The following is a 19762-nucleotide window of genomic DNA, read 5'->3' on the forward strand; positions in this document are numbered from 1 at the left end:
GTGTGGACGCGGCGTTGGTTCGACGGCCCCGCCGCCCCATCTAAAAACGGTTCCAGGAAACGCGAAGCAAGACGGACGCTTGGACACGCCATGACCGCAGCCTTCCCCACGCCCGCCGCCGACGAGAGCCAGCGGCTTCTCAGCCCCGAGGAGCTCGAGGCGGCCCTGCGCGATATCGGCGCCCGGCGCTACCACAACCTGCACCCGTTCCATCGGCTGCTGCACGACGGCAAGCTGAACAAGGATCAGGTCCGGGCCTGGGCGCTCAACCGCTACTATTATCAGGCGATGATCCCCGTGAAGGACGCGGCGGTGCTCGCCCGCATGACGGAGGCGTCCCTGCGCCGGGTCTGGCGCCAGCGCATCGTCGACCACGACGGCGACCATCCGGGCGACGGCGGCATCGAGCGCTGGCTCAAGCTCGCCGAGGGCGTCGGCTTCGCGCGCGACTACGTGCTCTCGACGCAGGGCATCCTCTCGGCGACCCGCTTCTCGGTCGATGCCTACGTGCATTTCGTCTCGGAGCGCTCGCTCCTCGAGGCGATCGCCTCCTCGCTCACCGAGATGTTCTCGCCGACGATCATCTCCGAGCGCGTCGCCGGGATGCTCAAGAACTACGATTTCATCACCAAGGACACCCTGGCGTATTTCGACAAGCGCCTGACGCAGGCCCCGCGCGACGCCGATTTCGCCCTCGACTACGTCAAGCGGCACGCCACCACCCCGGCCCTGCAGCGCCAGGCGATGGCCGCCCTGACCTTCAAGTGCAACGTCCTCTGGACCCAGCTCGACGCCCTCTACTTCGCCTACGTCGCCCCCGGCATGATCCCGCCGGATGCCTGGACGCCCGGCACCGGCCTCGTGGCCGAGGCGCCCGCGGTGGTGCAGGCCGCCGGGACCGGGCGGATCGAGGCGGGCCATGTCCCGCGCCTGCCCCGCGGGGTGCGCATGCGCTTCGACGAGACGCGCCAGAAGCACGTGCTGCTCGCCCCGGAGCGCACCTTCGACCTCGACGACAACGCGGTGGCGGTGCTGTCGCTCGTCGACGGGCAGCGCTCGGTCGCCGACATCGCGGTGCTGCTCGGGCAGACCTACGCGGCCGATCCGAAGGTCATCGAGGCCGACATCCTGGTGATGCTGAACGACCTCGCAACCAAGAGGGTGCTGGAGCGATGAACGCGATCACGCCGAATCCCCAGGCCGTCCCGGCTCCGGTCGGGCTCCTGGCGGAACTGACCCACCGCTGCCCCTTACGCTGCCCCTATTGCTCGAACCCGCTCGAACTCGACCGCCGCTCGCGCGAGCTCGACACGGCGACCTGGCAGCGGGTGCTGACGGAGGCGGCCGGGCTCGGCGTGCTCCATGTCCACCTCTCGGGCGGCGAGCCGACGGCCCGCAACGACATCGTCGAGATTACCGAGACTTGCGCCAAGCTCGGGCTCTACTCGAACCTGATCACCTCCGGCGTCGGCGGGGCCCTGGACAAGCTCCAGGCCCTCTACGATGTCGGCCTCGATCACGTTCAGCTCTCGGTGCAGGGCGTCGATGCGCAGAATGCCGAGAAGATCGGCGGCCTGAAGAACGCGCAGCCGCAGAAGATGGCCTTCGCCGAGAAGGTCACGTCCCTCGGCCTGCCGCTCACGCTCAATTCCGTGATCCATCGCGGCAACATCCACGAGGTCGAGGGCTTCATCGATCTCGCGGTCAGGCTCGGGGCCAAGCGCCTGGAAGTCGCCCACACCCAGTATTACGGCTGGGCCTACGTCAACCGCGCCGCCCTGATGCCCAACAAGGCCGATGTCGACGCCTCGATCCGCATCGTCGAGGCGGCGCGCGAGCGCCTGAAGGGCCAGCTCGTCATCGACCTCGTGGTGCCCGATTACTACGCGAAATACCCCAAGGCCTGCGCCGGCGGCTGGGGCCGCAAGCTCATCAACGTCACGCCCCAGGGCAAGGTCCTGCCCTGCCACGCGGCCGAGACAATTTCGCAGCTTGAGTTCTGGTACGTCACGGAGCATTCGCTGGGGGAGATCTGGACGCATTCCCCGGCCTTCACCGCCTATCGGGGAACCGACTGGATGCAGGAGCCCTGCCGCTCCTGCGACCGCCGGGAGAAGGATTGGGGCGGCTGCCGCTGCCAGGCGCTCGCGCTCGCGGGCGATGCGGCGGCGACCGACCCGGCCTGCTCGCTCTCGCCGCTCCACGCCAAGGTGCGGGCGCTGGCGGCCGAGGAGGCGGCCGACAACCCGCCCGATTACGTGTACCGGACGATCGGCAGCAACGTCCGGTCGCCGCTCAAGGAGGACGCCCCGCTGTGAAGGATCTTGTGACCGCGGCTATCCTGGCGCTCGCCGCCGCGACGGCGCTCACCGGCGCGCCGGCATTCGCGCAGCAGGACGCGCCCCCGGCCGTGACGGCGGCCAAGGCGGATGCGGCGCCCTCCGCCGCCGACCTGCTGTTCGAGCGGCCGCAACTGCGCAACACCGCCCCCGGCGCGACGCTCACCTACGATTACCTGCGCCGCTCCGGCATCAGCAAGGGGCCGTTCGGGCCGCCCCTCAACGACGCGATCACGCTGAAGCTCGAGCCCGGCAAGAACCCGGACGAGCGCAACATCGACGTCCAGATGTTCTCCGGCCAGAACCGCTTCCCGGCCGGCCCCTTCGAGGACATGCCCGGAAACCCCGTGATGACGCTCTTCCTGGAGCATCACCTCGTCAACCTGGCGCGCGTGCTCGAGGCCAATCCGCGCTATCTCAAGAACGCCATCCGCAAGGGCCTGCGCGACCGCGCCACTGTCACCCCCACCAAGGTCACGTATAACGGCCGCGAGGTCGATGGCTGGCGGGTCGAGGCCAAGCCCTTCGAGGGCGACAAGCTGGCCGATCGCATGCGCGGCATGTCGAACATGACCTACACCTTCATCACCTCGTCGTCGGTGCCGGGCGAGCTCGTCTCGATCGAGGCGCAATCCAAGAATGCCGAAGGCGGCGAACTCCTCGAGGAGCGGTTGAGCTATGATCAGAAAGCTGGTTGAGCGCGGCGCGCTGGCGGCCCTCGCCCTCGCGGCCCTGGCGGTGCCCGGGATGGCGGCGGCCGATCTCGAGAACGACTACCCGACCGAGGCGCGGGTCGATTACGTCTTCGGCTGCATGGCGGCGAACGGCCAGACCCGCGAGTCGCTGCAGCGCTGCTCCTGCTCCCTCGACGCCCTCGCGTCGATCCTCACCTACGACATATACGTCCAGGCGAGCACGATCCTGTCGATGCGCCAGGGCGTCGGCCAGCGCGCCAACGAGTTCAAGTCGACGAAGATCTTCGACGACAAGGTCGCGGATCTGCGCCGGGCCCAGGCCGAGGCCGAGATCCGCTGCTTCCGCGGCTGATCGCGGACCAGGATCGCGCGGCCCACGATCGCGGCCGTCCCGCCAAGGCGGGGCGGCTTTTTCATGCATGGCCCGCGGCCTGCCCCCGCCGTTGCGCGGGCGCGGGGTTTCGTCCACATCGACGGTTCCCGACAAACATCCCGGGCCGAGGCCCGCGTGAAAGGGACCGCCTCACGTGAGCCACCCGCCCTCCTGCCTCACCCGATTGCTCCCGGATCTCGGCCGGCGCATACTCGTGATGGGCATCCTCAACGTCACGCCGGATTCCTTCTCGGATGGCGGCCGCTTCGTGGGCGAGGCCGCCGCCCGCGCGCAGGCCGAGACCCTGGCTGCCGAGGGCGCGGCGCTCGTCGATATCGGGGGCGAATCGACCCGGCCCGGCCACACCCCGGTATCGGCCGAGGCCGAGCAGGCCCGGGTGCTCCCGGTGATCCGCAGCCTCGCGCCGCGCCTGCCCGTGCCGATCTCGATCGACACCTGCAAGGCCTCGACCGCCGAGGCCGCGCTGGCGGCCGGAGCCCGCATCGTCAACGATGTCTGGGGCCTGCAGCGCGAGCCCGACATCGCCCGCGTGGCCGCCGCCCACGGCGCGCCCGTGATGGTGATGCACAACCGCGAGACGATCGACCCGGATCTCGACATCGTCGCCGACATGCTGCGCTTCTTCGAGCGCTCCCTCGACATCGCCCGCCGGGCCGGCATCCCGGACGCTGATATCGTGCTCGATCCCGGAATCGGCTTCGGCAAGAGCTGGGCGCAGCATCTCGAGGCCCTGCGCCGGCTGCCCGAGATCCGGGCGCTCGGCTTCCCGCTCCTCGTCGGCGTCTCCCGCAAGTCCCTGCTCGGGCGCCTGCACGACAAGGAGACGAAGCCCGCCGACCGGCTCTACGGCTCCATCGCCAGCCACGTCCTCGCCGGCACGCTCGGGGCCGATATCGTGCGCGTCCACGACGTGGCCGCCCATGTCGACGCCCTGCGGGTCGTCGATGCGGTGATGCGCCCGGAGTCGCGCGCATGAGCGACCGCATCCTCGTTCAGCGCATCGCGGTCTTCGCCTATCACGGGCTCCTCGCCGAGGAGGCCCGCATCGGGCAGCGCTTCTACATCTCGCTGGATTGCAGCCTCGATCTCGCCGCCGCGGGCGTGTCGGACGACGTCGCCCGGACGGTCAGCTACGCCGACCTCACCGAGATCGTCGTCGAGATCGCGACGCAGCGCCGCTTCGCCCTGATCGAGGCGCTCGCGGAGGCGATCGCCGAATCCTGCCTCGCGCGGTTCTCGCGCCTCCACGCCGTCACGGTCCGGGTGGACAAGCCGAGCGCACCGGTGCCGGCGGTGATCGACGGCGTCAGCATCGAGATCACCCGGCGGCAGGCATCCCGGACGGGACCTTCCCTCGCGACGGGGCAGGCCGGCGCATGACACAGGCCTATCTCGGGCTCGGCAGCAATATCGGCGACAAGGCCGCGATGCTCGCCGCCGCCATCGACGGCCTCGCGGCCACGCCCGGCCTCGTCGTCACGGCGCGCTCGCGCGATTACCGGACGCCCCCCTGGGGCGACACCGACCAGGATTGGTTCCTGAACGCGGCGATCGGGGTCGAGACCACGTTGAGCCCGCACGCGCTCCTCGAAGCCTGCCTGGCCGTCGAGGCGGCGCTCGGCCGCGTGCGGGAGCGGCGCTGGGGACCGCGGGTCATCGACATCGACGTGCTGCATTACGCCGGCGCCGAGGTCTCGGACGAGCGCCTCGTCCTGCCGCACCGATTCGTGCGCGAGCGGGCCTTCGTGCTCGTGCCTTTGGCGGAGATCGCCCCTGACCTCGTCATCGGCGGCGAGACCGTCCGGCAGGCCCTGGCCAAGCATGACGCGACCGGGATCGAGCCGGTCTGACGCGGCCGGAATCCAGGGCGCAACCGTCTAAGGCCACGCGAAAGGGCCAGGATCGTGGATCCCGGCCCTTTCGCGTCGTCAGTGCGTGGCGGGTTCTCAGTGCTTGACGGGTTCGAGGAGCCTGTTCTCATCGTCCTCCAGCAGCGGCACCTCGTAATCGCGCAGCACCTGGTCGATGTCGGCGCGGCGCTTGCGCAGGATCGTGTTGAGGGTCCGCTTCCAGTCATTCTCGTTCTGGCGAACCCCCATGGCGATCCGGAAGGTGAGCGGCGGCCGGTCGGGCTCCTGCAGGAGGGGCACCACGTCCATCGCGGCGCCGCTGTTCTTGGCGAGCCAGCCGGCGGCCGGCCCCCACAGCACGGCGGCATCGATCTTCTTCTCGGCCAGATCCGCGATGATCTCGGCCGAGACCGTCTGATGCTTGCGGGCCGGATCGAGCTGGTAGGGCGCGTAGGTCTTCATCGACCCGACGAGGCCGAGCTCGCCCATACGGTTCACGGGCGGCGTGCCGGCGATGACGCCGATCGCCTTGCCCTTCAGCTTCGGGTCGTCGAGCTTCGTCACCCCCGCGAGGTCGCCGTGCCGCGACACCAGGGTGTAGCCCGAGCGGTAATAGGGGTTGGTGTGCTGGACCAGCTCGCTCCCCGCGGCCGATCCGACGATCAGGTCGCACAGGCCGGTCCCGAGGGTGTTCCGGACGAAGCCCGGACCCTGCGTCAACCAGTAATAGCGAACCTTGACCTTGAGTTCATCGGCGATGATCGCCGCGATCTTGTTCTCGAAACCGTCTTCCTTGCGCTCGGAGAACGGCATGTTCCCGGGATCGCCGCAGACGCGCAGGACGTCTGTCGTCACGAGGTCGGGAAGCTGCTGGGCGGATACGGGCCGCGCCCCTGCCGTGATCAGCAGGAGCGCGAGCGCGTTGGCAATCCGACGGGTGCTGCGCGACATTAGCCGCCCATGCACTCCTTCTCGGCCTTCTTGGCAGCCTCAGGCTTCTCCTCCTTGTCGCCCGGGCGGATACGGCCCATGGCGCCGGCGGCGCGTGCCTTGAGGTAGACGTAGAGGTCGTCGGCGTAGCACATGACATTCTTGTTGTCGCCGAAGGCCGGCATGACCTTCTGCTCCGACGAGCTGACGTCCTGCTTGCCGCCGGCCAGGATGCCGATGAATTCCTCGTAGGAGAGGTGCTTCAGCGAGTCCTTGAGAGCGGGCGCGTAGGTCGAGCCCATGCCGTCGGGGCCGTGGCAGACGTGGCACTCGGCGTGATAGCGGCGGTACCCCGAATAGGCGTACCAGTCGAACTTCTTGCCGTTCTCGGTCACGTGGAAGGTCGGGTGACCCTCGGCGTCGAAATACTTGCCATCCTCGACCTTGACGGCCGCATCCTTGGCGAGAAGCTTGTCGTCCTTCTCGGCGGTCTTGTCGTCGGGGTTGAGGGAATTGGCGAGGGACTTATCGGCAGGCTTTGCATCCTCAGCATTTACGGCGACCACGGACACGGTCGCTAGGGCGAGGGCAGCCACGAATGGCCGCAAGGCGACTTGGCTGAGGTGAAGCAACGGACGTTTCTCCCTGAGACTCTGGGGCTTGCATCATGTTGAGGGGAAATGCAGCCTTCTTAGACCACATCTAATCATAAGGATGCCGGCGCGGAAACCCGCGCCGGCACCCAAAGTGGACCGTGTCCTGCGACCGATTAGTTCGGCAGCGTGAAGACGGTCAGCTGACCACCGAGGTTGGTGTAGTTCGACAGGGCCGCGTAGCCGCCGACCGCGCCGAGACCGGCGTTCGGATCGGTGAGGCCAGCCGCGAGGCCGATGCCGGCCCAGCCGCCAACACCCGACAGGATGCCGACATACTGCTTGCCCTTGTGGCTGTAGGTCATCACGTTGCCGATGATGCCCGACGGGGTCTTGAACTTGTAGAGCTCCTTGCCCGTCTTGGAATCGACGGCCTTCAGGTAACCCTCAAGCGTGCCGTAGAAGACCACGTCGCCGGCGGTGGCAAGAGCGCCCGACCACACCGAGAACTGCTCGGCGTTCGACCACTTGATCTTACCGTTGACGCCGTCCCAAGCGATGAAGTTACCCATGCCGCCATGGCTGTTCGGCGCGGGGTACATCGACAGGGTCGCACCGACATAGGGCTGGCCCGGGGTGTAGGTCACCCGGAACGGCTCGTAGTCCATGCAGACGTGGTTGGTGGGCACGTAGAACAGGTTGGTCTTGGGCGAGAAGGCAGCAGGCTGCTGGTCCTTGGTGCCCAACGCCGCCGGGCAGATGCCCTTGGAGTTGGTGTCCTCGCCGTTCTGCTCGGTCGAGTACTTCGACACGACCAGCGGACGACCGAAGGTCTTCGAGCCCTTGTCCATGTCGACCTTGGTGGCCCAGTTCACCACCGGATCGAACTTCTCGGCGACGAGAAGCTCGCCGGTCGCGCGATCGAGGGTGTAGCCGAAGCCGTTGCGGTCGAAGTGGGTGAGGAGCGGACGATCCTTGCCGTCAACCTTCTGATCCGTGAGGATCATCTCGTTGATGCCGTCATAGTCCCACTCGTCGTGGGGGGTCATCTGGTAGACCCACTTGGCCATGCCGGTATCCGGGTTACGTGCCCAGATCGTCATGGACCACTTGTTGTCGCCCGGACGCTGCTTCGGGTTCCAGGTCGAGGGGTTGCCCGAGCCGTAATACATCAGGTCGAGCTTCGGATCGTAGGAGAACCAGCCCCAGGTGCAGCCGCCGCCGGTCTTCCACTGATCGCCTTCCCAGGTCTTCAGCGAGGAATCCTTTCCGACCGGCTTGCCGAGCGCCGTGGTCTTCTCCGGGTCGACGAGCATCTGATCGTCCGGACCCATGGAGTAGCCGCGCCACACCTTCTTGCCCGACTTCAGGTCGTAGGCGGTGACGTGGCACTGCACGCCGAACTCGCCGCCCGAGATGCCGACGATGACCTTGTCCTTCACGGGCAGAACCGTGGCGGTGTTGGTCTCGCCCTTCTTCGGGTCGCCGTTCACGACCGACCAGTTGACCTTGCCGCTCTTGGCGTCGAGCGACACGACCGTGGTGTCGGCCTGGTGCAGGATGATGGCGCCCTCGGCATAGGCGAGGCCGCGGTTGACCGTGTCACAGCACATCACCGGAATCACGGACGGATCCTGCTTCGGCTCGTACTTCCAGACGATCTTGGCGTCGTGGTCGAGGTCGAGCGCGTAGACGATGTTCGGGAAGGGGGTGTGCACGTACATCATGTTGCCGATGACGAGGGGCGAGCCCTCGTGACCGCGCAGGACGCCGGTCGAGAAGGTCCAGGCAACCTGGAGGTTCTTGACGTTCGAGGCGTTGATCTGATCGAGCTTCGAGTAACGGGTGTTGGCGTAGTCAACCGTCTGAAGCGCCTGCTCGGCAGGGTTGTTGAGGTGCTTCATCAGTTCTTCGTTGGCCAGCGCCGGCGTGGCGACGGCCAGACCTGCGCCGAGTGCGAGAAGATGGACCGCTCTCATGGATTCCTCCGACAGGTCTTTGAGCCGCCTCGCGCAATCAGGAGATTACGTAAGAAGACCTGACCTGTTGTTTGCGACAGGGATCGATACGCTTCGGTAGCGGGCGGGGTTTTCGTGTGCCGGAGAGGCACCGAGCCAGAAGCCACCATCCCTTTGGTGGCCCCCTCGAAACCGAAGCTTGAATGAACTCTAAGAAAAATTTGGCCGCCGTCAACTCGCTTGCGGAGGCTCAAAAGCGCTCGCGATCAAGTCCTGGTGAACCGTTTGAATGGGTTAACCGGTCTCCCGCTCTGCAAACGTATATGTTGCAACGCAAAACGAAAGGTGAGGCATTCGAAATTACTTTTCGTCCTAACCGCGTCGATTCATGCAACCTCCGCATACCCCCTCCACCGAATGGGGCGGCCCATGTGCTGCAAGCGTGAGTTTCGGGTTCTTTCGAGCAAAACTGGTACGTGCGCTGGCCTCGGCCGTATGCGCACTGCGAAATGGCCACGCTTGCGCGGCTCGGCTGCGGGCGATCGGGAAACGCCGAGGGGGCTCGGCGCGCGCAATCGGATTGCGTGTGCGCTTTCTCGCCGCAGAGGGGGTCTACGCATTCTGGTTGTGGAAGCTACGCATTGATCGCATGCGCTGCGCACCGGAAACCTCAGAATCAGGGCCCTCACACCCGATGGAGACCGGCCTTGACCGTGTCGGGGGTAAAGGGGACGGAGCGCAGGCGTCTGCCGGTGGCGTCGAAGACCGCGTTCGAGATCACCGACGGGACGATGGCTCGCCCGCCCCGGGGCTTGTCGCGGGGCCGGTCAATCTGAGAGCCGATCCTGGTCGGGGAGCGTCTCCGGCTGCGACCATTGCGCGGCGAGCTGGCGGGAGGCGCGGATGGGAGGCGTGGCCCCCGGGGCCGCGCGTCACCCGGCGGCCGATCCGTGCGTCATCTCAGAAGCCCGCGAGCACGCCCGTGCTCTCGAACTCGGCGGTGTCGCCCACGAGATCGGTCAGGGCGATGTCGACGCGCCGCCCGGTCTTGAGGCGCAGCACCGAATCCGGCTCGAGCCAGATCGGGCGCAGTCCCGCATGGCTGCCGATGAGCGTGCCGTGGGCCACGAGGATCCCCTGTCGCCGCTCGATCACGACGCGGTAGCGCACGCGCACGGTCTCGCAGCCCTCGGCGGAGACGTGGCCGCGCCCGGTCAGCGTCTGCAGGACTTCATTGGGTTCGTACATCGACGGACGATACGCAGACGGGATCCGGGAGGTTCCGGCAATCAGGTTGCCGTTTGATCCCAACTCGTAATGCCGGCACGGCGATCTGTCACCGTCCCGAAGGGCCGCGACCGAACAGGCCGTGCCGTCCGTCGTCTCAGGAAGGGATGGAAGCCGGGCGTGGCGCGACCGGCCGCTCGGCAGCCGCGGGCGCCGCCTGCCCTCAGCGCGCCGGGACGGCGCCGGTGGACGGGCTCAGCCCTGACCGCCCGCCGCGAGGCCGGGCTCGGGCAGGTCGCGCACCACGATGCGCCCGCGCTCCGCCGAGAGGGCGAGGCGGCCGCTCTTCAGGGCGAGGGCCTTCTCGCCGAAGAGGCTGCGGCGCCAGCCGTGCAGGACGGGCACGTCCGCGTCATCATCCTCCGCCACGGCTTCGAGGTCGTCGACGGTGGCGATGATCTTGGGCGCGACGCCCTCGGCCTCGCAGACGGCCTTGAGCAGGACCTTGAGGAGCTCGACGAGGGCCCCGTTGCCGCCGCCGCCGCGGCCGCGGCTGCGCTCGGGAACCGCGATGTCGGCGGTGTCGCGGGCAAAGCCCCGCTCGACGGCGGCCAGGATATCGGCGCCCGTGCGCGAGCGCTCGAAGCCTGCCGGGATCGTGCGCAGCCGCCCCAGCGCCTCGACGCTGCGGGGCGCGGCGGTGGCGACATCGATGACGGCCTCGTCCTTGAGGATGCGCCCGCGCGGCACGTTGCGGCTCTGCGCCTCGCGCTCGCGCCAGGCCGCCACCTCCGTCAGCACCGCGATCTCGCGGGGCTTGCGCATGCGGCCCGCGAGCCGGCGCCAGGCCTGGGCCGGATCGGCCCGGTAGGTCTCGGGCGAGGTCAGGACGCCCATCTCCTCGTCGAGCCAGGCGCCGCGGTCGGTCCTCAGGAGATGGCCGGCCAGCACCTCGTAGACCTTGACGAGGTGGGTGACGTCCGAGAGCGCGTAGGCGAGCTGCGCGTCCGAGAGGGGGCGCCGCGACCAGTCGGTGAAGCGGGACGACTTGTCGATCTTGGCCTTGGCCACGTCGTTGACGAGCTGCTCGTAGGAGACCGAATCACCGTAGCCGCACACCATGGCGGCGACCTGCGTGTCGAAGAACGGGTGCGGCAGCAATTCGCCGAGGAGCCAGATGATCTCCAGGTCCTGGCGGGCGGAGTGGAACACCTTCACCACCCCCTCGTCGGCCATCAGGTCGAGGAAGGGCTTCAGGTCGATCTCCGGCGAGAGGGGATCGACGAGCACGGCCATGCCGTCGGGCCCCGCCATCTGGATCAGGCAGAGCTTGGGGTAATAGGTGGTCTCGCGCATGAACTCCGTGTCGACGGTCACGAAAGCTTGTGCGGCGAGGCGGGCGCAGGCGTCGGCCAGCGCCGGTGTTGTGGCGATCAGGTCCATGAAGCCGGCTATACCGAAGGTTTCGACGGAAAGGGAGCCGATCGCCGCAGAAGTCCCCGACGATCGGTCCGCTATCCGCGATGTACCCAGGCGTACCCCGGACCGACGGGGTGCGGCCCGGCCGCTCAGGCCGCGTGCCGGGGGGCGGCGCGGCGCCGGTTGCGGGCCAGAGCGGCACGCTCGCGCCGCTGCGCCTCGGCCCGGGCGAGCAGGAGATCGAGGATGCCGGCCTCCACCCGCTGGCCGCTGGCGCCATCGGTCAGGCGGCGGATGCGATCGACGCGAAAGCCCCGGTAGCCGCCCCGCCCCCGGTCGATGCCGCCCAGAAGCGTGCGGCCCGGACCGAGCTTCAGCTCGCGCGCCTGCAGCGTCCGGGCGCTCCAGGCGCCCTGGCCGTCCTCGTAGACGAGCTCGAAGCTGCCTTCGAGGGGCAGCACTCGCCAGGCCCCCTCCTGGCGCTCGCCGACCGGAGGCGCGGCGACGTCCCGGTCCCGGGTCGCGTCCCGGGCCGTGGCGGCCGGCTCCTGCGGCCTGTCGGGGCTGAAAAAAACGTGAAAGTTCATAGGACTTATATGGGGAATCGGACCCTGATCCGGAAGGCCCTGGCCCCGCCTCGCGGCCGATTTCGGCGGCCTCGGCGCGAATCCTGCCGCGCGTCCCGCTCCGGGGTTGCTCGGGGCCTCACGCTTGACTTCACGCCCCTCGCGTGAATGGTGCCGGCCTCCGTTTCCAAGAAGTCCGCCATGCACCGTTATCGTACCCATACCTGCGGGGCGCTGCGCCCGTCCGACGTCGGCGAGACCATTCGCCTCTCCGGCTGGTGCCACCGCATCCGCGATCACGGCGGCGTTCTCTTCATCGACCTGCGCGACCATTACGGCCTGACGCAATGCGTCGTGGATTCCGATTCCCAGGCGTTCCCGGCCGCCAACCTGGCGCGCTCGGAATGGGTCATCCGCATCGATGGCCGGGTCCGAACCCGGCCCGCCGGCACCGAGAACCCGGAGCTGCCGACGGGGGCCGTCGAGGTCTATATCGACGCGCTCGAGGTGCTGGGCGCGGCCGCCGAACTGCCGCTGCCCGTCTTCGGCGACCAGGAATACCCCGAGGAGACGCGCCTCAAGTACCGCTTCCTCGATCTGCGCCGCGAGAAGCTGCACGCCAACATCATGAAGCGCGGCGCGATCATCGACTCGCTGCGGCGGCGGATGCGCGACGGCGGCTTCTTCGAGTTCCAGACCCCGATCCTGACGGCGTCCTCGCCCGAGGGCGCCCGCGACTACCTCGTGCCCTCGCGCGTGCATCCGGGCAAGTTCTACGCGCTGCCGCAGGCGCCGCAGCAATTCAAGCAGCTCACGATGATCGCGGGCTTCGACCGCTACTTCCAGATCGCCCCCTGCTTCCGCGACGAGGATGCGAGGGCGGACCGCTCGCCGGGCGAGTTCTACCAGCTCGACATCGAGATGAGCTTCGTCACCCAGGAGGACGTGTTCCAGGCGGTGGAGCCGGTTCTGCGCGGCGTGTTCGAGGAATTCGCCGAGGGCAAGCGCGTCACCGGGGAATTCCCGCGCATCACCTACGCGGACGCCATGATGAGGTACGGCGTCGACAAGCCGGACCTGCGCAACCCCCTGATCATCGCCGACGTCACCGACGAGTTCGGCGAGGAGGCGGTGGAGTTCAAGGCCTTCAAGGGCGTGATCAAGTCCGGCGGCGTGGTGCGGGCGATCCCGGCGACGGGCGCGGCCGGCCAGCCCCGCTCGTTCTTCGACAAGCTCAACGACTGGGCCCGCTCCGAGGGCGCGCCCGGCCTCGGCTACATCGTGTTCGAGGACGAGGGCGGCGCGCTTACCGGCAAGGGCCCGATCGCCAAGTTCATCCCGGCCGAGATCCAGGCCCGGATCGCCAGCAAGGCGGGGGTGAAGGCCGGCGATGCCGTGTTCTTCGCCGCCGGCACCGAGGCGAAGGCCGCGGGCCTCGCCGGCAAGGCCCGCATCCGGATCGGCGACGAGCTGAACCTGTCCGACAAGGACCAGTTCGCCTTCTGCTGGATCACCGACTTCCCGATGTACGAGTGGAACGAGGACGAGAAGCGGGTCGATTTCTCCCACAACCCGTTCTCGATGCCGAATTTCGACCACGACGCCTTCCTGGAACTCGGGGCCGAGGACGAGGCCACGATCCTGGGCATCAAGGCGTTCCAGTACGACATCGTCTGCAACGGCACCGAGCTCTCGTCCGGCGCGATCCGGAACCACAAGCCGGAGATCATGGAGAAGGCCTTCGGCCTCGCGGGCTACGGCAAGGACGTGCTCGAGGCGAAGTTCGGCGGCATGCTCAACGCGCTGCGCCTCGGGGCCCCGCCGCACGGCGGCATCGCGCCCGGCGTCGACCGGATCGTGATGCTCCTCTGCAACGAGCCGAATATCCGCGAGGTGGTGCTCTACCCGATGAACCAGCGGGCCGAGGACCTGATGATGAACGCGCCCTCGGAGGCGACGCCGAAGCAGCTGCGCGAGCTGCATATCCGCCTGAACCTGCCCGAGAAGAAGGCCTGAGGCCCCGGGCCGATCGCGGCGGCGGGACCGGGCGTGGCGTGCACGGCCCCGTCCCGCAGGAACCCCAGACAGGTTTCCCCGATGCCGAGCCTCGTCGCCGTCGTCGTCGCGCATGACAGCGCCGGGGCGCTGCCGGCCTGCCTCGCGGCGCTCGCCGCGGAGCATGTCCCGGCCCTCGTCGTCGACAATGCGAGCCGGGACGGCTCGGCGGTGCTGGCCGAGGCCGCCGGTGCTGCGGTTGTGCGCAATGCCCGCAACGAGGGCTATGGCCGCGCCAACAATATCGGCGTGCGGGCGGCCGAGCGCGCCGTCCACGTGCTGATCCTCAACCCCGACGTGGTGCTGCAACCGGGCGCCGTCGACGCCCTGCTGGCGGCGGCCGAGGCCTATCCGGATGCGGGGCTCTACGCGCCGCGCATCGTGGAGCCCGACGGGCGCTACTTTTACCAGGCCCGCTCCTACCTCGCCCCTTACCTGCCGAACCCAAAGGGCCGCCTCGCCCCGCCCTCGGGGGATGCCTGCGCGCCCTTCCTCTCGGGGGCCTGCCTGATGGTACGGCGCGACCGCTTCCTCGAACGCGGCGGCTTCGACGAGGAGATCTTCCTGTTCTACGAGGACGACGACCTCTGCCGCCGCTTCGCCGATGCGGGCCACGCCCTCGTCCACGTGCACGGGGCGGTGGCCCTGCACGGGCGCGGGCGCTCCTCGGCCCCGGAGCGCGGCCGCGTCTTCCGCACCCGCTGGCACCAGGCGTGGTCGCGCGCCTACGTGGCCCGCAAATACGGCCTGCCCGACCCGAGCCTCGGGATGCTCGCCGTCAACGCCCCCAAGGCCGCCCTCTCGGCCCTGGCGCTGCGGCGCGTCGGCTGGGAGCGCTACGGCGGATCGGCCGCGGGGGCGCTCGCGGCCCTTCGCGGGCGGAGCGCGCTCGCCCGCGAAGGGCTCGACCCGTGAGGACGCCCACCATCGCGACGGCCCTCGGGCGGCCGCATAACGGCTTCTCGATCGTGCGCCTCGCCCTGGCGGTGGCGGTGGTGGTCTCGCACGCCTACAGCGTGACGACGGGCGATGCCGCGGCCGAGCCCCTGGCGCGGATCACCGGCTTCACCCTCGGCGAGCACGCGGTGAACGCCTTCTTCGCGATCTCGGGCTTCCTCGTGACCATGAGCCTGGAGCGGCGCGGGGCCCGCGACTACGCCCTCGCCCGCACCCTGCGCATCCTGCCCGGCCTCGTCGCCGCGACCCTGCTGGTCGCCCTGGTGCTCGGGCCGGCGCTGAGCGTGCTGCCCCTCGCCGAGTACCTGCGGGAGGCGGAGCTGTGGCGCTTCATCCGCGGCACGCTGACGACCTTCAAGAGCAATGCCGCCCTGCCCGGCCTCTTCCCCCACAATCCCTACCGCGCGCCGCTCGGCACGGTCTGGACCCTCAAATACGAGGTGCTCTGCTATCTCGGCGTGCTGGCGGCGGGCGCGGCCGGCCTGTTGCGGCGGCGCTGGTCCGCCCTCCTCCTCACGGGCGGCCTCGCGGTGGCGCTGGTCGCTGCAGAGACCGTCAACCCCGACCTGCCCAAGGGCCTGGAGACGAGCCTGCGGCTGCCGATGATCTTCTCGGGCGGGGCGGCGCTCTATCTCTGGCGCGAGCGTGTGCGCCTGTGGCTCTGGCCGCTGCTTGGCCTCGCGCTTCTCTGCGCCCTGGCCCAGGGCAGCGTCCTCTACCGGACCCTGCTGTTCCTCGGCGAGACCTACGGGGCGCTCTGGCTCTGCCTCGCGCCGTTCCTGGCGCGGCCCTTCCTCGACCCGCCGGCGGACCTGTCCTACGGCACCTACCTGTATGGCTGGCCGATCCAGCAGAGCCTGCACGCCCTCTGGCCCGGGGCTTCGGCGAGCCTGCTCCTCGGGCCGGCCCTAGCGCTGACCGCGATCGCGGCGGCGGCCTCCTGGTACGCGATCGAAGCGCCGGCCCTGCGCCTCAAGGCGCGGGCGCTCGGGCGGCGGACGCTGAACACCATCGAGCCGGCGGGCCCATGATTGCCCCGGTGACTGCCCTCGCGCCGGCGGCGGCCCTGGCGCATGCCGTCGATCTCCTGATGCGGCAGGGCTTCGTGGTGAGCGCCCGCAACAGCCGCGGCGACAGCGCCTACCTGCGCCCGGATGGCTGCGCCTACGCGCTCCGGGTCTCGAACCATGCCCGCACCCCGAAGCAGCGGCGCAACCACCCGGATGCGATCGTCAGCCTGGTGATCCGGGCGCCGCGGCGGCCCGAGCAGGTGGCGGAACTCGTCGCGGCGGCGATCCGGGATTTCGCGGCGGCCCGCGCCCGGAAGGAGGCCGCGGGGCCGGGCGAGGCTCACGCCTCCGGCGGGGCTCACGCCTCCGGCGGGGCTCACGCCTCGGGCGAAGCCTCGGGCGCCGGATCGCGGAAGTAAGGCTCCACGGGCCCCTTCAGCTTCACCGTCATGGGGTTGCCGGCACGGTCGAGGGTCTTGCCGGCGCTGAGGCGAACCCAGCCCTCGCTGACGCAATACTCCTCGACATTGGTCTTCTCGGTGCCCTTGAAGCGCACGCCGACGCCGCGCTCCAGCGCCTTCTCGTCGTAGAACGGGCTGTTCGGGTTCACCGCGAGGCGGTCGGGAGGGGTCTCGGACATCGTCTGGGCCTTGGTCGCATGTGGATCGGGTGCGGTACGGGATTCAGCCGGCCTTCGCAACGCCGCACAGGGCGGCGACCAGCGCGTCGACGCGCCCGCTCTGGAGGAGCGGCACCAGGCGCGTCACCTCCGCGTGCGGCCGGTCCCACCAGGCGCTCGCCAGGAGGGCCGCCACGATGTCCGGGTCGAAGCGCTGCCGCACCGGGCGCGCCGGATTGCCGGCCACGATCGTGTAGGGCGCGACGTCCTGGGTCACGACTGCGCGAGCGGCGACGACCGCGCCGTGCCCCACCGTGACCCCCGACAGGATCATGCAGCCCGAGCCCAGCCAGACGTCGCTGCCGATCGTCACGTCGCCCCGGGAGGCGTGATAGTCGGCCGGGGCCTCGGCGTCCGGCCAGAGGCCCTGCATCGCCGCGAACGGGTACGTGGAGACCCAGTCGAGGCGGTGATCGCCGCCCAGCAGAATCTCCACCTTGTCGGCGATGGAACAATAACTGCCGATCGTCAGCGTACGGCCGGATTCCGGGAATCGCACCTTGGGGCGGCCGTAAGAATAGGCTCCGATGAGGAAACCGTGGCGGCGGGCGAGCTTGGCCAGGTGAAGGCGGGTCTCGTTGTGCGGGTTGCGCCCGTTCCGCAAGCGGTGCAACAGAGCCTTCAAGGGAACCGTCCTGGCATGGGACGGGACCGCGCCGCCGCGAGAACGCGTTCGTTGGAGGGAGAGAGGGCCATGGCCGACAACATGTCCGAGGATCTCAAGTCCGGGGCGCTCGTCTACCACCGCCTCCCCCGACCCGGAAAGCTGGAGATCCAGGCGACGAAGCCGCTCGGCAACCAGCGCGACCTGGCGCTGGCCTACTCGCCGGGCGTGGCCGCCGCCTGCATGGCGATCCACGAGGATCCCCAGGAAGCCGCCACCCTCACGATCCGCCAGAACCTCGTCGCCGTGCTCACCAACGGCACCGCCGTGCTCGGTCTCGGCGATATCGGCCCCCTCGCCTCCAAGCCCGTGATGGAGGGCAAGGCGGTCCTGTTCAAGAAATTCGCCGGCATCGACGTGTTCGACATCGAGGTCGCCGAGACCGACGTCGACAGGCTCGTGGACGTGGTCTGCTCGCTGGAGCCGACCTTCGGGGGCATCAACCTCGAGGACATCAAGGCGCCCGAGTGCTTCGAGGTCGAGGAGCGCTGCCGGGCCAAGATGAACATCCCGGTCTTCCACGACGACCAGCACGGCACCGCCATCATCGTCGCCGCCGCCGTCCTCAACGGCCTGGAACTCGCCGGGAAGGCGCTCGCGGATGTCCGCATCGTCACCTCGGGGGCGGGCGCGGCGGCGCTCGCCTGCCTCAACCTCCTGGTCTCGCTCGGCGCCGACCGGGCGAAGATCGTCGTCACGGACATCAAGGGCGTGGTCTACAAGGGCCGCACCGAGCTGATGGACCGCTGGAAGGACATCTACGCCCAGGAGACCGAGGCCCGCACCCTCGCGGACGTGATCCCGGGGGCCGATGTCTTCATCGGCCTCTCGGCGGGCGGCGTGCTCAAGCCCGAATACCTCGAGAAGATGGCGGACAAGCCGCTCATCATGGCGCTCGCCAACCCCTATCCGGAGATCATGCCGGATCTGGCGCAGGAGAAGCGCCCCGACGCCATGATCTGCACCGGGCGCTCGGATTTCCCGAACCAGGTCAACAACGTCCTGTGCTTCCCCTACATCTTTCGGGGCGCCCTCGATGTCGGGGCGACCGGCATCAACGAGGAGATGAAGAAGGCCGCCGTCAAGGCGATCGCGGCGCTCGCCCGCGAGACGCCCTCCGACGTTGTGGCCCGCGCCTATGGGGGCGAGGCGCGGCCCTTCGGCCCGCGCTCGCTGATCCCGAGCCCCTTCGATCCGCGCCTGATCCTGCGCATCGCCCCGGCGGTCGCGAAGGCCGCGATGGATTCCGGCGTCGCCGGCCGGCCCCTCGAGAACATCCAGGCCTACGCCGAATCCCTCGACCGGTTCGTGCACCGCTCCGGCTTCATCATGAAGCCGCTCTTCTCCAAGGCGAAGGAGAACCCGAAGCGGGTCATCTACGCCGAGGGCGAGGACGAGCGGGTGCTGCGCGCAGTCCAGGCCATCGTGGAGGACGGGGTCGCCAAGCCGATCCTCGTCGGCCGCCCGCGGGTGATCGAGACCCGGATCAAGCGCTTCGGCCTCTCGATCCGCCAGGGCGATGATTTCGAGCTGATCGATCCCGAGGACGATCCGCGCTACCGCAAATACGTCCAGACCTATCTCGACATCGCCGGGCGCCGCGGCATCACGCCGGACGCCGCCCGGACGGTGGTGCGCACCAACACCACGGTGATCGGCGCCATCGCGGTCCATCGCGGCGAGGCGGATGCGCTGATCTGCGGCCTGGAGGGACGTTTCGAGACGCGGCTGCGGGCGATCCGGGACATCATCGGCCTCAATCCCGGCATCACCGAATGTGCCGCCATGAGCCTGATCGTGACGAAGAAGGGCGCCTTCTTCCTCGCCGACACCCATGTTCGCCACGACCCGACCGCGGAGGAGATCGCCGAGGTCGCGGTCGCCTGCGCCGGCCACGTCACCCGCTTCGGCCTGACCCCGAAGATCGCCCTCCTCAGCCACTCGGATTTCGGGCAATCGGATTCCGCCTCGGCGCGCAAGATGCGCCACGCGCTCAGCCTCATCGAGAAGCGCGCGCCGAACCTTCAGGTGGACGGCGAGATGCAGGCCGATTCCGCCCTCTCCGAACTCGTCCGCGACCGGGTGCTGCCCGGCTCGCGCCTCAAGGGCGCGGCCAACGTCATGATCTTCCCCAATCTCGACGCGGCCAACATCGCCTTCCAGTTCGCCAAGGTGCTGGCGGACGCCCTCCCGGTCGGACCGCTCCTGATCGGCCCGGCCAAGCCCGCCCATATCCTGACGCCCTCGGTGACCGCCCGCGGCATCGTGAACATCACGACGGCGGCCGTGGTCGAGGCCCAGTCGAGCGGTTTGGCCGTGGTGGCGGACGGGGCCGAGCCGGGTCTCGGCATGATCTCCGAATAGGTCGCGGCCGCGCAGGACCGCGCGAGCAAGGCCCCCGGATCACCCGATCCGGGGGCCTTGCT

20 protein-coding genes are annotated in these 19762 nt (G+C 69.1%); 12 read left to right on the plus strand and 8 right to left on the minus strand.

Annotated features, from left to right (window positions below; genetic code table 11):
- Positions 1 to 90: 90 nt before the first annotated feature.
- The 7 genes from pqqC (at position 91) to folK (ending at position 5278) form a co-directional block, all read left to right on the plus strand.
- A complete protein-coding gene (pqqC, locus tag F6X53_RS06745) occupies positions 91 to 1176 on the plus strand; it encodes a pyrroloquinoline-quinone synthase PqqC (RefSeq protein WP_150998623.1) in 1086 nt (361 codons plus the stop codon).
- A complete protein-coding gene (gene pqqE / locus F6X53_RS06750; protein ID WP_150998626.1) occupies positions 1173 to 2318 on the plus strand; it encodes a pyrroloquinoline quinone biosynthesis protein PqqE in 1146 nt (381 codons plus the stop codon). The genes pqqC and pqqE overlap by 4 nt, the downstream gene beginning before the upstream one ends.
- Positions 2315 to 3037: a hypothetical protein gene (locus tag F6X53_RS06755; protein ID WP_373875875.1), complete on the plus strand. Its 723-nt coding sequence runs from the start codon at positions 2315 to 2317 to the stop codon at positions 3035 to 3037. The genes pqqE and F6X53_RS06755 overlap by 4 nt, the downstream gene beginning before the upstream one ends.
- Entirely contained in the window at positions 3018 to 3386 is a 369-nt protein-coding gene (locus F6X53_RS06760) for a hypothetical protein (protein WP_150998629.1), read from the plus strand. The genes F6X53_RS06755 and F6X53_RS06760 overlap by 20 nt, the downstream gene beginning before the upstream one ends.
- Before the next feature lie 238 nt (positions 3387 to 3624).
- Positions 3625 to 4404 carry a dihydropteroate synthase gene (folP, locus tag F6X53_RS06765; protein WP_373875876.1) on the plus strand — a complete coding sequence of 260 codons (780 nt, stop codon included), beginning with the start codon at positions 3625 to 3627 and terminating at the stop codon, positions 4402 to 4404.
- Positions 4401 to 4808 carry a dihydroneopterin aldolase gene (folB, locus tag F6X53_RS06770; protein ID WP_150998635.1) on the plus strand — a complete coding sequence of 136 codons (408 nt, stop codon included), beginning with the start codon at positions 4401 to 4403 and terminating at the stop codon, positions 4806 to 4808. Before folP ends, folB begins: the two co-directional genes overlap by 4 nt.
- Positions 4805 to 5278 carry a 2-amino-4-hydroxy-6-hydroxymethyldihydropteridine diphosphokinase gene (gene folK, locus F6X53_RS06775; protein WP_150998638.1) on the plus strand — a complete coding sequence of 158 codons (474 nt, stop codon included), beginning with the start codon at positions 4805 to 4807 and terminating at the stop codon, positions 5276 to 5278. Before folB ends, folK begins: the two co-directional genes overlap by 4 nt.
- 96 nt (positions 5279 to 5374) lie before the next feature.
- On the opposite strand, the gene xoxJ is transcribed toward folK, so the two are convergent.
- The 6 genes from xoxJ to F6X53_RS06805 all read right to left on the minus strand — a co-directional run bounded on the left by xoxJ (position 5375) and on the right by F6X53_RS06805 (position 11992).
- Entirely contained in the window at positions 5375 to 6229 is an 855-nt protein-coding gene (gene xoxJ / locus F6X53_RS06780; protein WP_191970724.1) for a rare earth element methanol dehydrogenase accessory protein XoxJ, read from the minus strand.
- On the minus strand, positions 6229 to 6840 hold the full coding sequence (locus F6X53_RS06785; protein WP_150998644.1) for a c-type cytochrome, methanol metabolism-related: 612 nt from the start codon (positions 6838 to 6840) through the stop codon (positions 6229 to 6231). Before F6X53_RS06785 ends, xoxJ begins: the two co-directional genes overlap by 1 nt.
- Positions 6841 to 6977: 137 nt before the next feature.
- Complete coding sequence (gene xoxF1, locus F6X53_RS06790) at positions 6978 to 8780, minus strand: lanthanide-dependent methanol dehydrogenase XoxF1 (protein WP_150998647.1); 1803 nt, start codon at positions 8778 to 8780, stop codon at positions 6978 to 6980.
- Between the two features lie 939 nt (positions 8781 to 9719).
- Positions 9720 to 10007 carry a hypothetical protein gene (locus F6X53_RS06795; RefSeq protein ID WP_150998650.1) on the minus strand — a complete coding sequence of 96 codons (288 nt, stop codon included), beginning with the start codon at positions 10005 to 10007 and terminating at the stop codon, positions 9720 to 9722.
- A 234-nt stretch (positions 10008 to 10241) separates the two neighbouring features.
- Positions 10242 to 11429: a ribonuclease D gene (gene rnd / locus F6X53_RS06800; RefSeq protein WP_150998653.1), complete on the minus strand. Its 1188-nt coding sequence runs from the start codon at positions 11427 to 11429 to the stop codon at positions 10242 to 10244.
- 125 nt (positions 11430 to 11554) lie between these two features.
- Positions 11555 to 11992 carry a hypothetical protein gene (locus F6X53_RS06805; RefSeq protein ID WP_191970725.1) on the minus strand — a complete coding sequence of 146 codons (438 nt, stop codon included), beginning with the start codon at positions 11990 to 11992 and terminating at the stop codon, positions 11555 to 11557.
- 180 nt (positions 11993 to 12172) lie between these two features.
- Between F6X53_RS06805 and aspS the strand changes: the two genes are divergently transcribed.
- From aspS to F6X53_RS06825, 4 genes are all read left to right on the plus strand, one after another.
- Positions 12173 to 13987: an aspartate--tRNA ligase gene (gene aspS, locus F6X53_RS06810; protein ID WP_150998656.1), complete on the plus strand. Its 1815-nt coding sequence runs from the start codon at positions 12173 to 12175 to the stop codon at positions 13985 to 13987.
- Between the two features lie 81 nt (positions 13988 to 14068).
- Positions 14069 to 14941: a glycosyltransferase family 2 protein gene (locus tag F6X53_RS06815; protein WP_150998659.1), complete on the plus strand. Its 873-nt coding sequence runs from the start codon at positions 14069 to 14071 to the stop codon at positions 14939 to 14941.
- Entirely contained in the window at positions 14938 to 16014 is a 1077-nt protein-coding gene (locus F6X53_RS06820) for an acyltransferase family protein (RefSeq protein WP_150998662.1), read from the plus strand. Before F6X53_RS06815 ends, F6X53_RS06820 begins: the two co-directional genes overlap by 4 nt.
- 8 nt (positions 16015 to 16022) lie before the next feature.
- Positions 16023 to 16412 carry a hypothetical protein gene (locus F6X53_RS06825; RefSeq protein WP_238296730.1) on the plus strand — a complete coding sequence of 130 codons (390 nt, stop codon included), beginning with the start codon at positions 16023 to 16025 and terminating at the stop codon, positions 16410 to 16412.
- Here F6X53_RS06825 and F6X53_RS06830 read toward each other — a convergent pair.
- Together F6X53_RS06830 and F6X53_RS06835 are read right to left on the minus strand one after the other, a co-directional pair.
- Positions 16370 to 16633, minus strand: a complete 264-nt coding sequence (locus F6X53_RS06830; protein WP_150998666.1) for a DUF3297 family protein — start codon at positions 16631 to 16633, stop codon at positions 16370 to 16372. The genes F6X53_RS06825 and F6X53_RS06830 overlap by 43 nt on opposite strands.
- Before the next feature lie 43 nt (positions 16634 to 16676).
- Complete coding sequence (locus F6X53_RS06835; RefSeq protein ID WP_150998855.1) at positions 16677 to 17285, minus strand: CatB-related O-acetyltransferase; 609 nt, start codon at positions 17283 to 17285, stop codon at positions 16677 to 16679.
- Between the two features lie 81 nt (positions 17286 to 17366).
- Here F6X53_RS06835 and F6X53_RS06840 point away from each other — a divergent pair, with 81 nt between their 5' ends.
- Entirely contained in the window at positions 17367 to 19700 is a 2334-nt protein-coding gene (locus F6X53_RS06840; protein ID WP_150998669.1) for an NADP-dependent malic enzyme, read from the plus strand.
- Positions 19701 to 19762: the final 62 nt, after the last annotated feature.

It is taken from the genome of Methylobacterium soli (genome assembly GCF_008806385.1).
Lineage (GTDB): Bacteria > Pseudomonadota > Alphaproteobacteria > Rhizobiales > Beijerinckiaceae > Methylobacterium > Methylobacterium soli.

What these genes read in the sequence shown, in the direction of transcription:
- pqqC (WP_150998623.1), top strand. Translation starts at nt 91, where the DNA reads ATGACCGCAGCCTTCCCCACGCCCGCCGCCGACGAGAGCCAGCGGCTT.
- pqqE (WP_150998626.1), top strand. Translation starts at nt 1,173, where the DNA reads ATGAACGCGATCACGCCGAATCCCCAGGCCGTCCCGGCTCCGGTCGGG.
- F6X53_RS06760 (WP_150998629.1), top strand. Translation starts at nt 3,018, where the DNA reads ATGATCAGAAAGCTGGTTGAGCGCGGCGCGCTGGCGGCCCTCGCCCTC.
- folP (WP_373875876.1), top strand. Translation starts at nt 3,625, where the DNA reads ATGGGCATCCTCAACGTCACGCCGGATTCCTTCTCGGATGGCGGCCGC.
- folB (WP_150998635.1), top strand. Translation starts at nt 4,401, where the DNA reads ATGAGCGACCGCATCCTCGTTCAGCGCATCGCGGTCTTCGCCTATCAC.
- folK (WP_150998638.1), top strand. Translation starts at nt 4,805, where the DNA reads ATGACACAGGCCTATCTCGGGCTCGGCAGCAATATCGGCGACAAGGCC.
- xoxJ (WP_191970724.1), bottom strand. Translation starts at nt 6,229, where the DNA reads ATGTCGCGCAGCACCCGTCGGATTGCCAACGCGCTCGCGCTCCTGCTG.
- xoxF1 (WP_150998647.1), bottom strand. Translation starts at nt 8,780, where the DNA reads ATGAGAGCGGTCCATCTTCTCGCACTCGGCGCAGGTCTGGCCGTCGCC.
- F6X53_RS06795 (WP_150998650.1), bottom strand. Translation starts at nt 10,007, where the DNA reads ATGTACGAACCCAATGAAGTCCTGCAGACGCTGACCGGGCGCGGCCAC.
- rnd (WP_150998653.1), bottom strand. Translation starts at nt 11,429, where the DNA reads ATGGACCTGATCGCCACAACACCGGCGCTGGCCGACGCCTGCGCCCGC.
- F6X53_RS06805 (WP_191970725.1), bottom strand. Translation starts at nt 11,992, where the DNA reads ATGAACTTTCACGTTTTTTTCAGCCCCGACAGGCCGCAGGAGCCGGCC.
- aspS (WP_150998656.1), top strand. Translation starts at nt 12,173, where the DNA reads ATGCACCGTTATCGTACCCATACCTGCGGGGCGCTGCGCCCGTCCGAC.
- F6X53_RS06815 (WP_150998659.1), top strand. Translation starts at nt 14,069, where the DNA reads ATGCCGAGCCTCGTCGCCGTCGTCGTCGCGCATGACAGCGCCGGGGCG.
- F6X53_RS06830 (WP_150998666.1), bottom strand. Translation starts at nt 16,633, where the DNA reads ATGTCCGAGACCCCTCCCGACCGCCTCGCGGTGAACCCGAACAGCCCG.
- F6X53_RS06840 (WP_150998669.1), top strand. Translation starts at nt 17,367, where the DNA reads ATGGCCGACAACATGTCCGAGGATCTCAAGTCCGGGGCGCTCGTCTAC.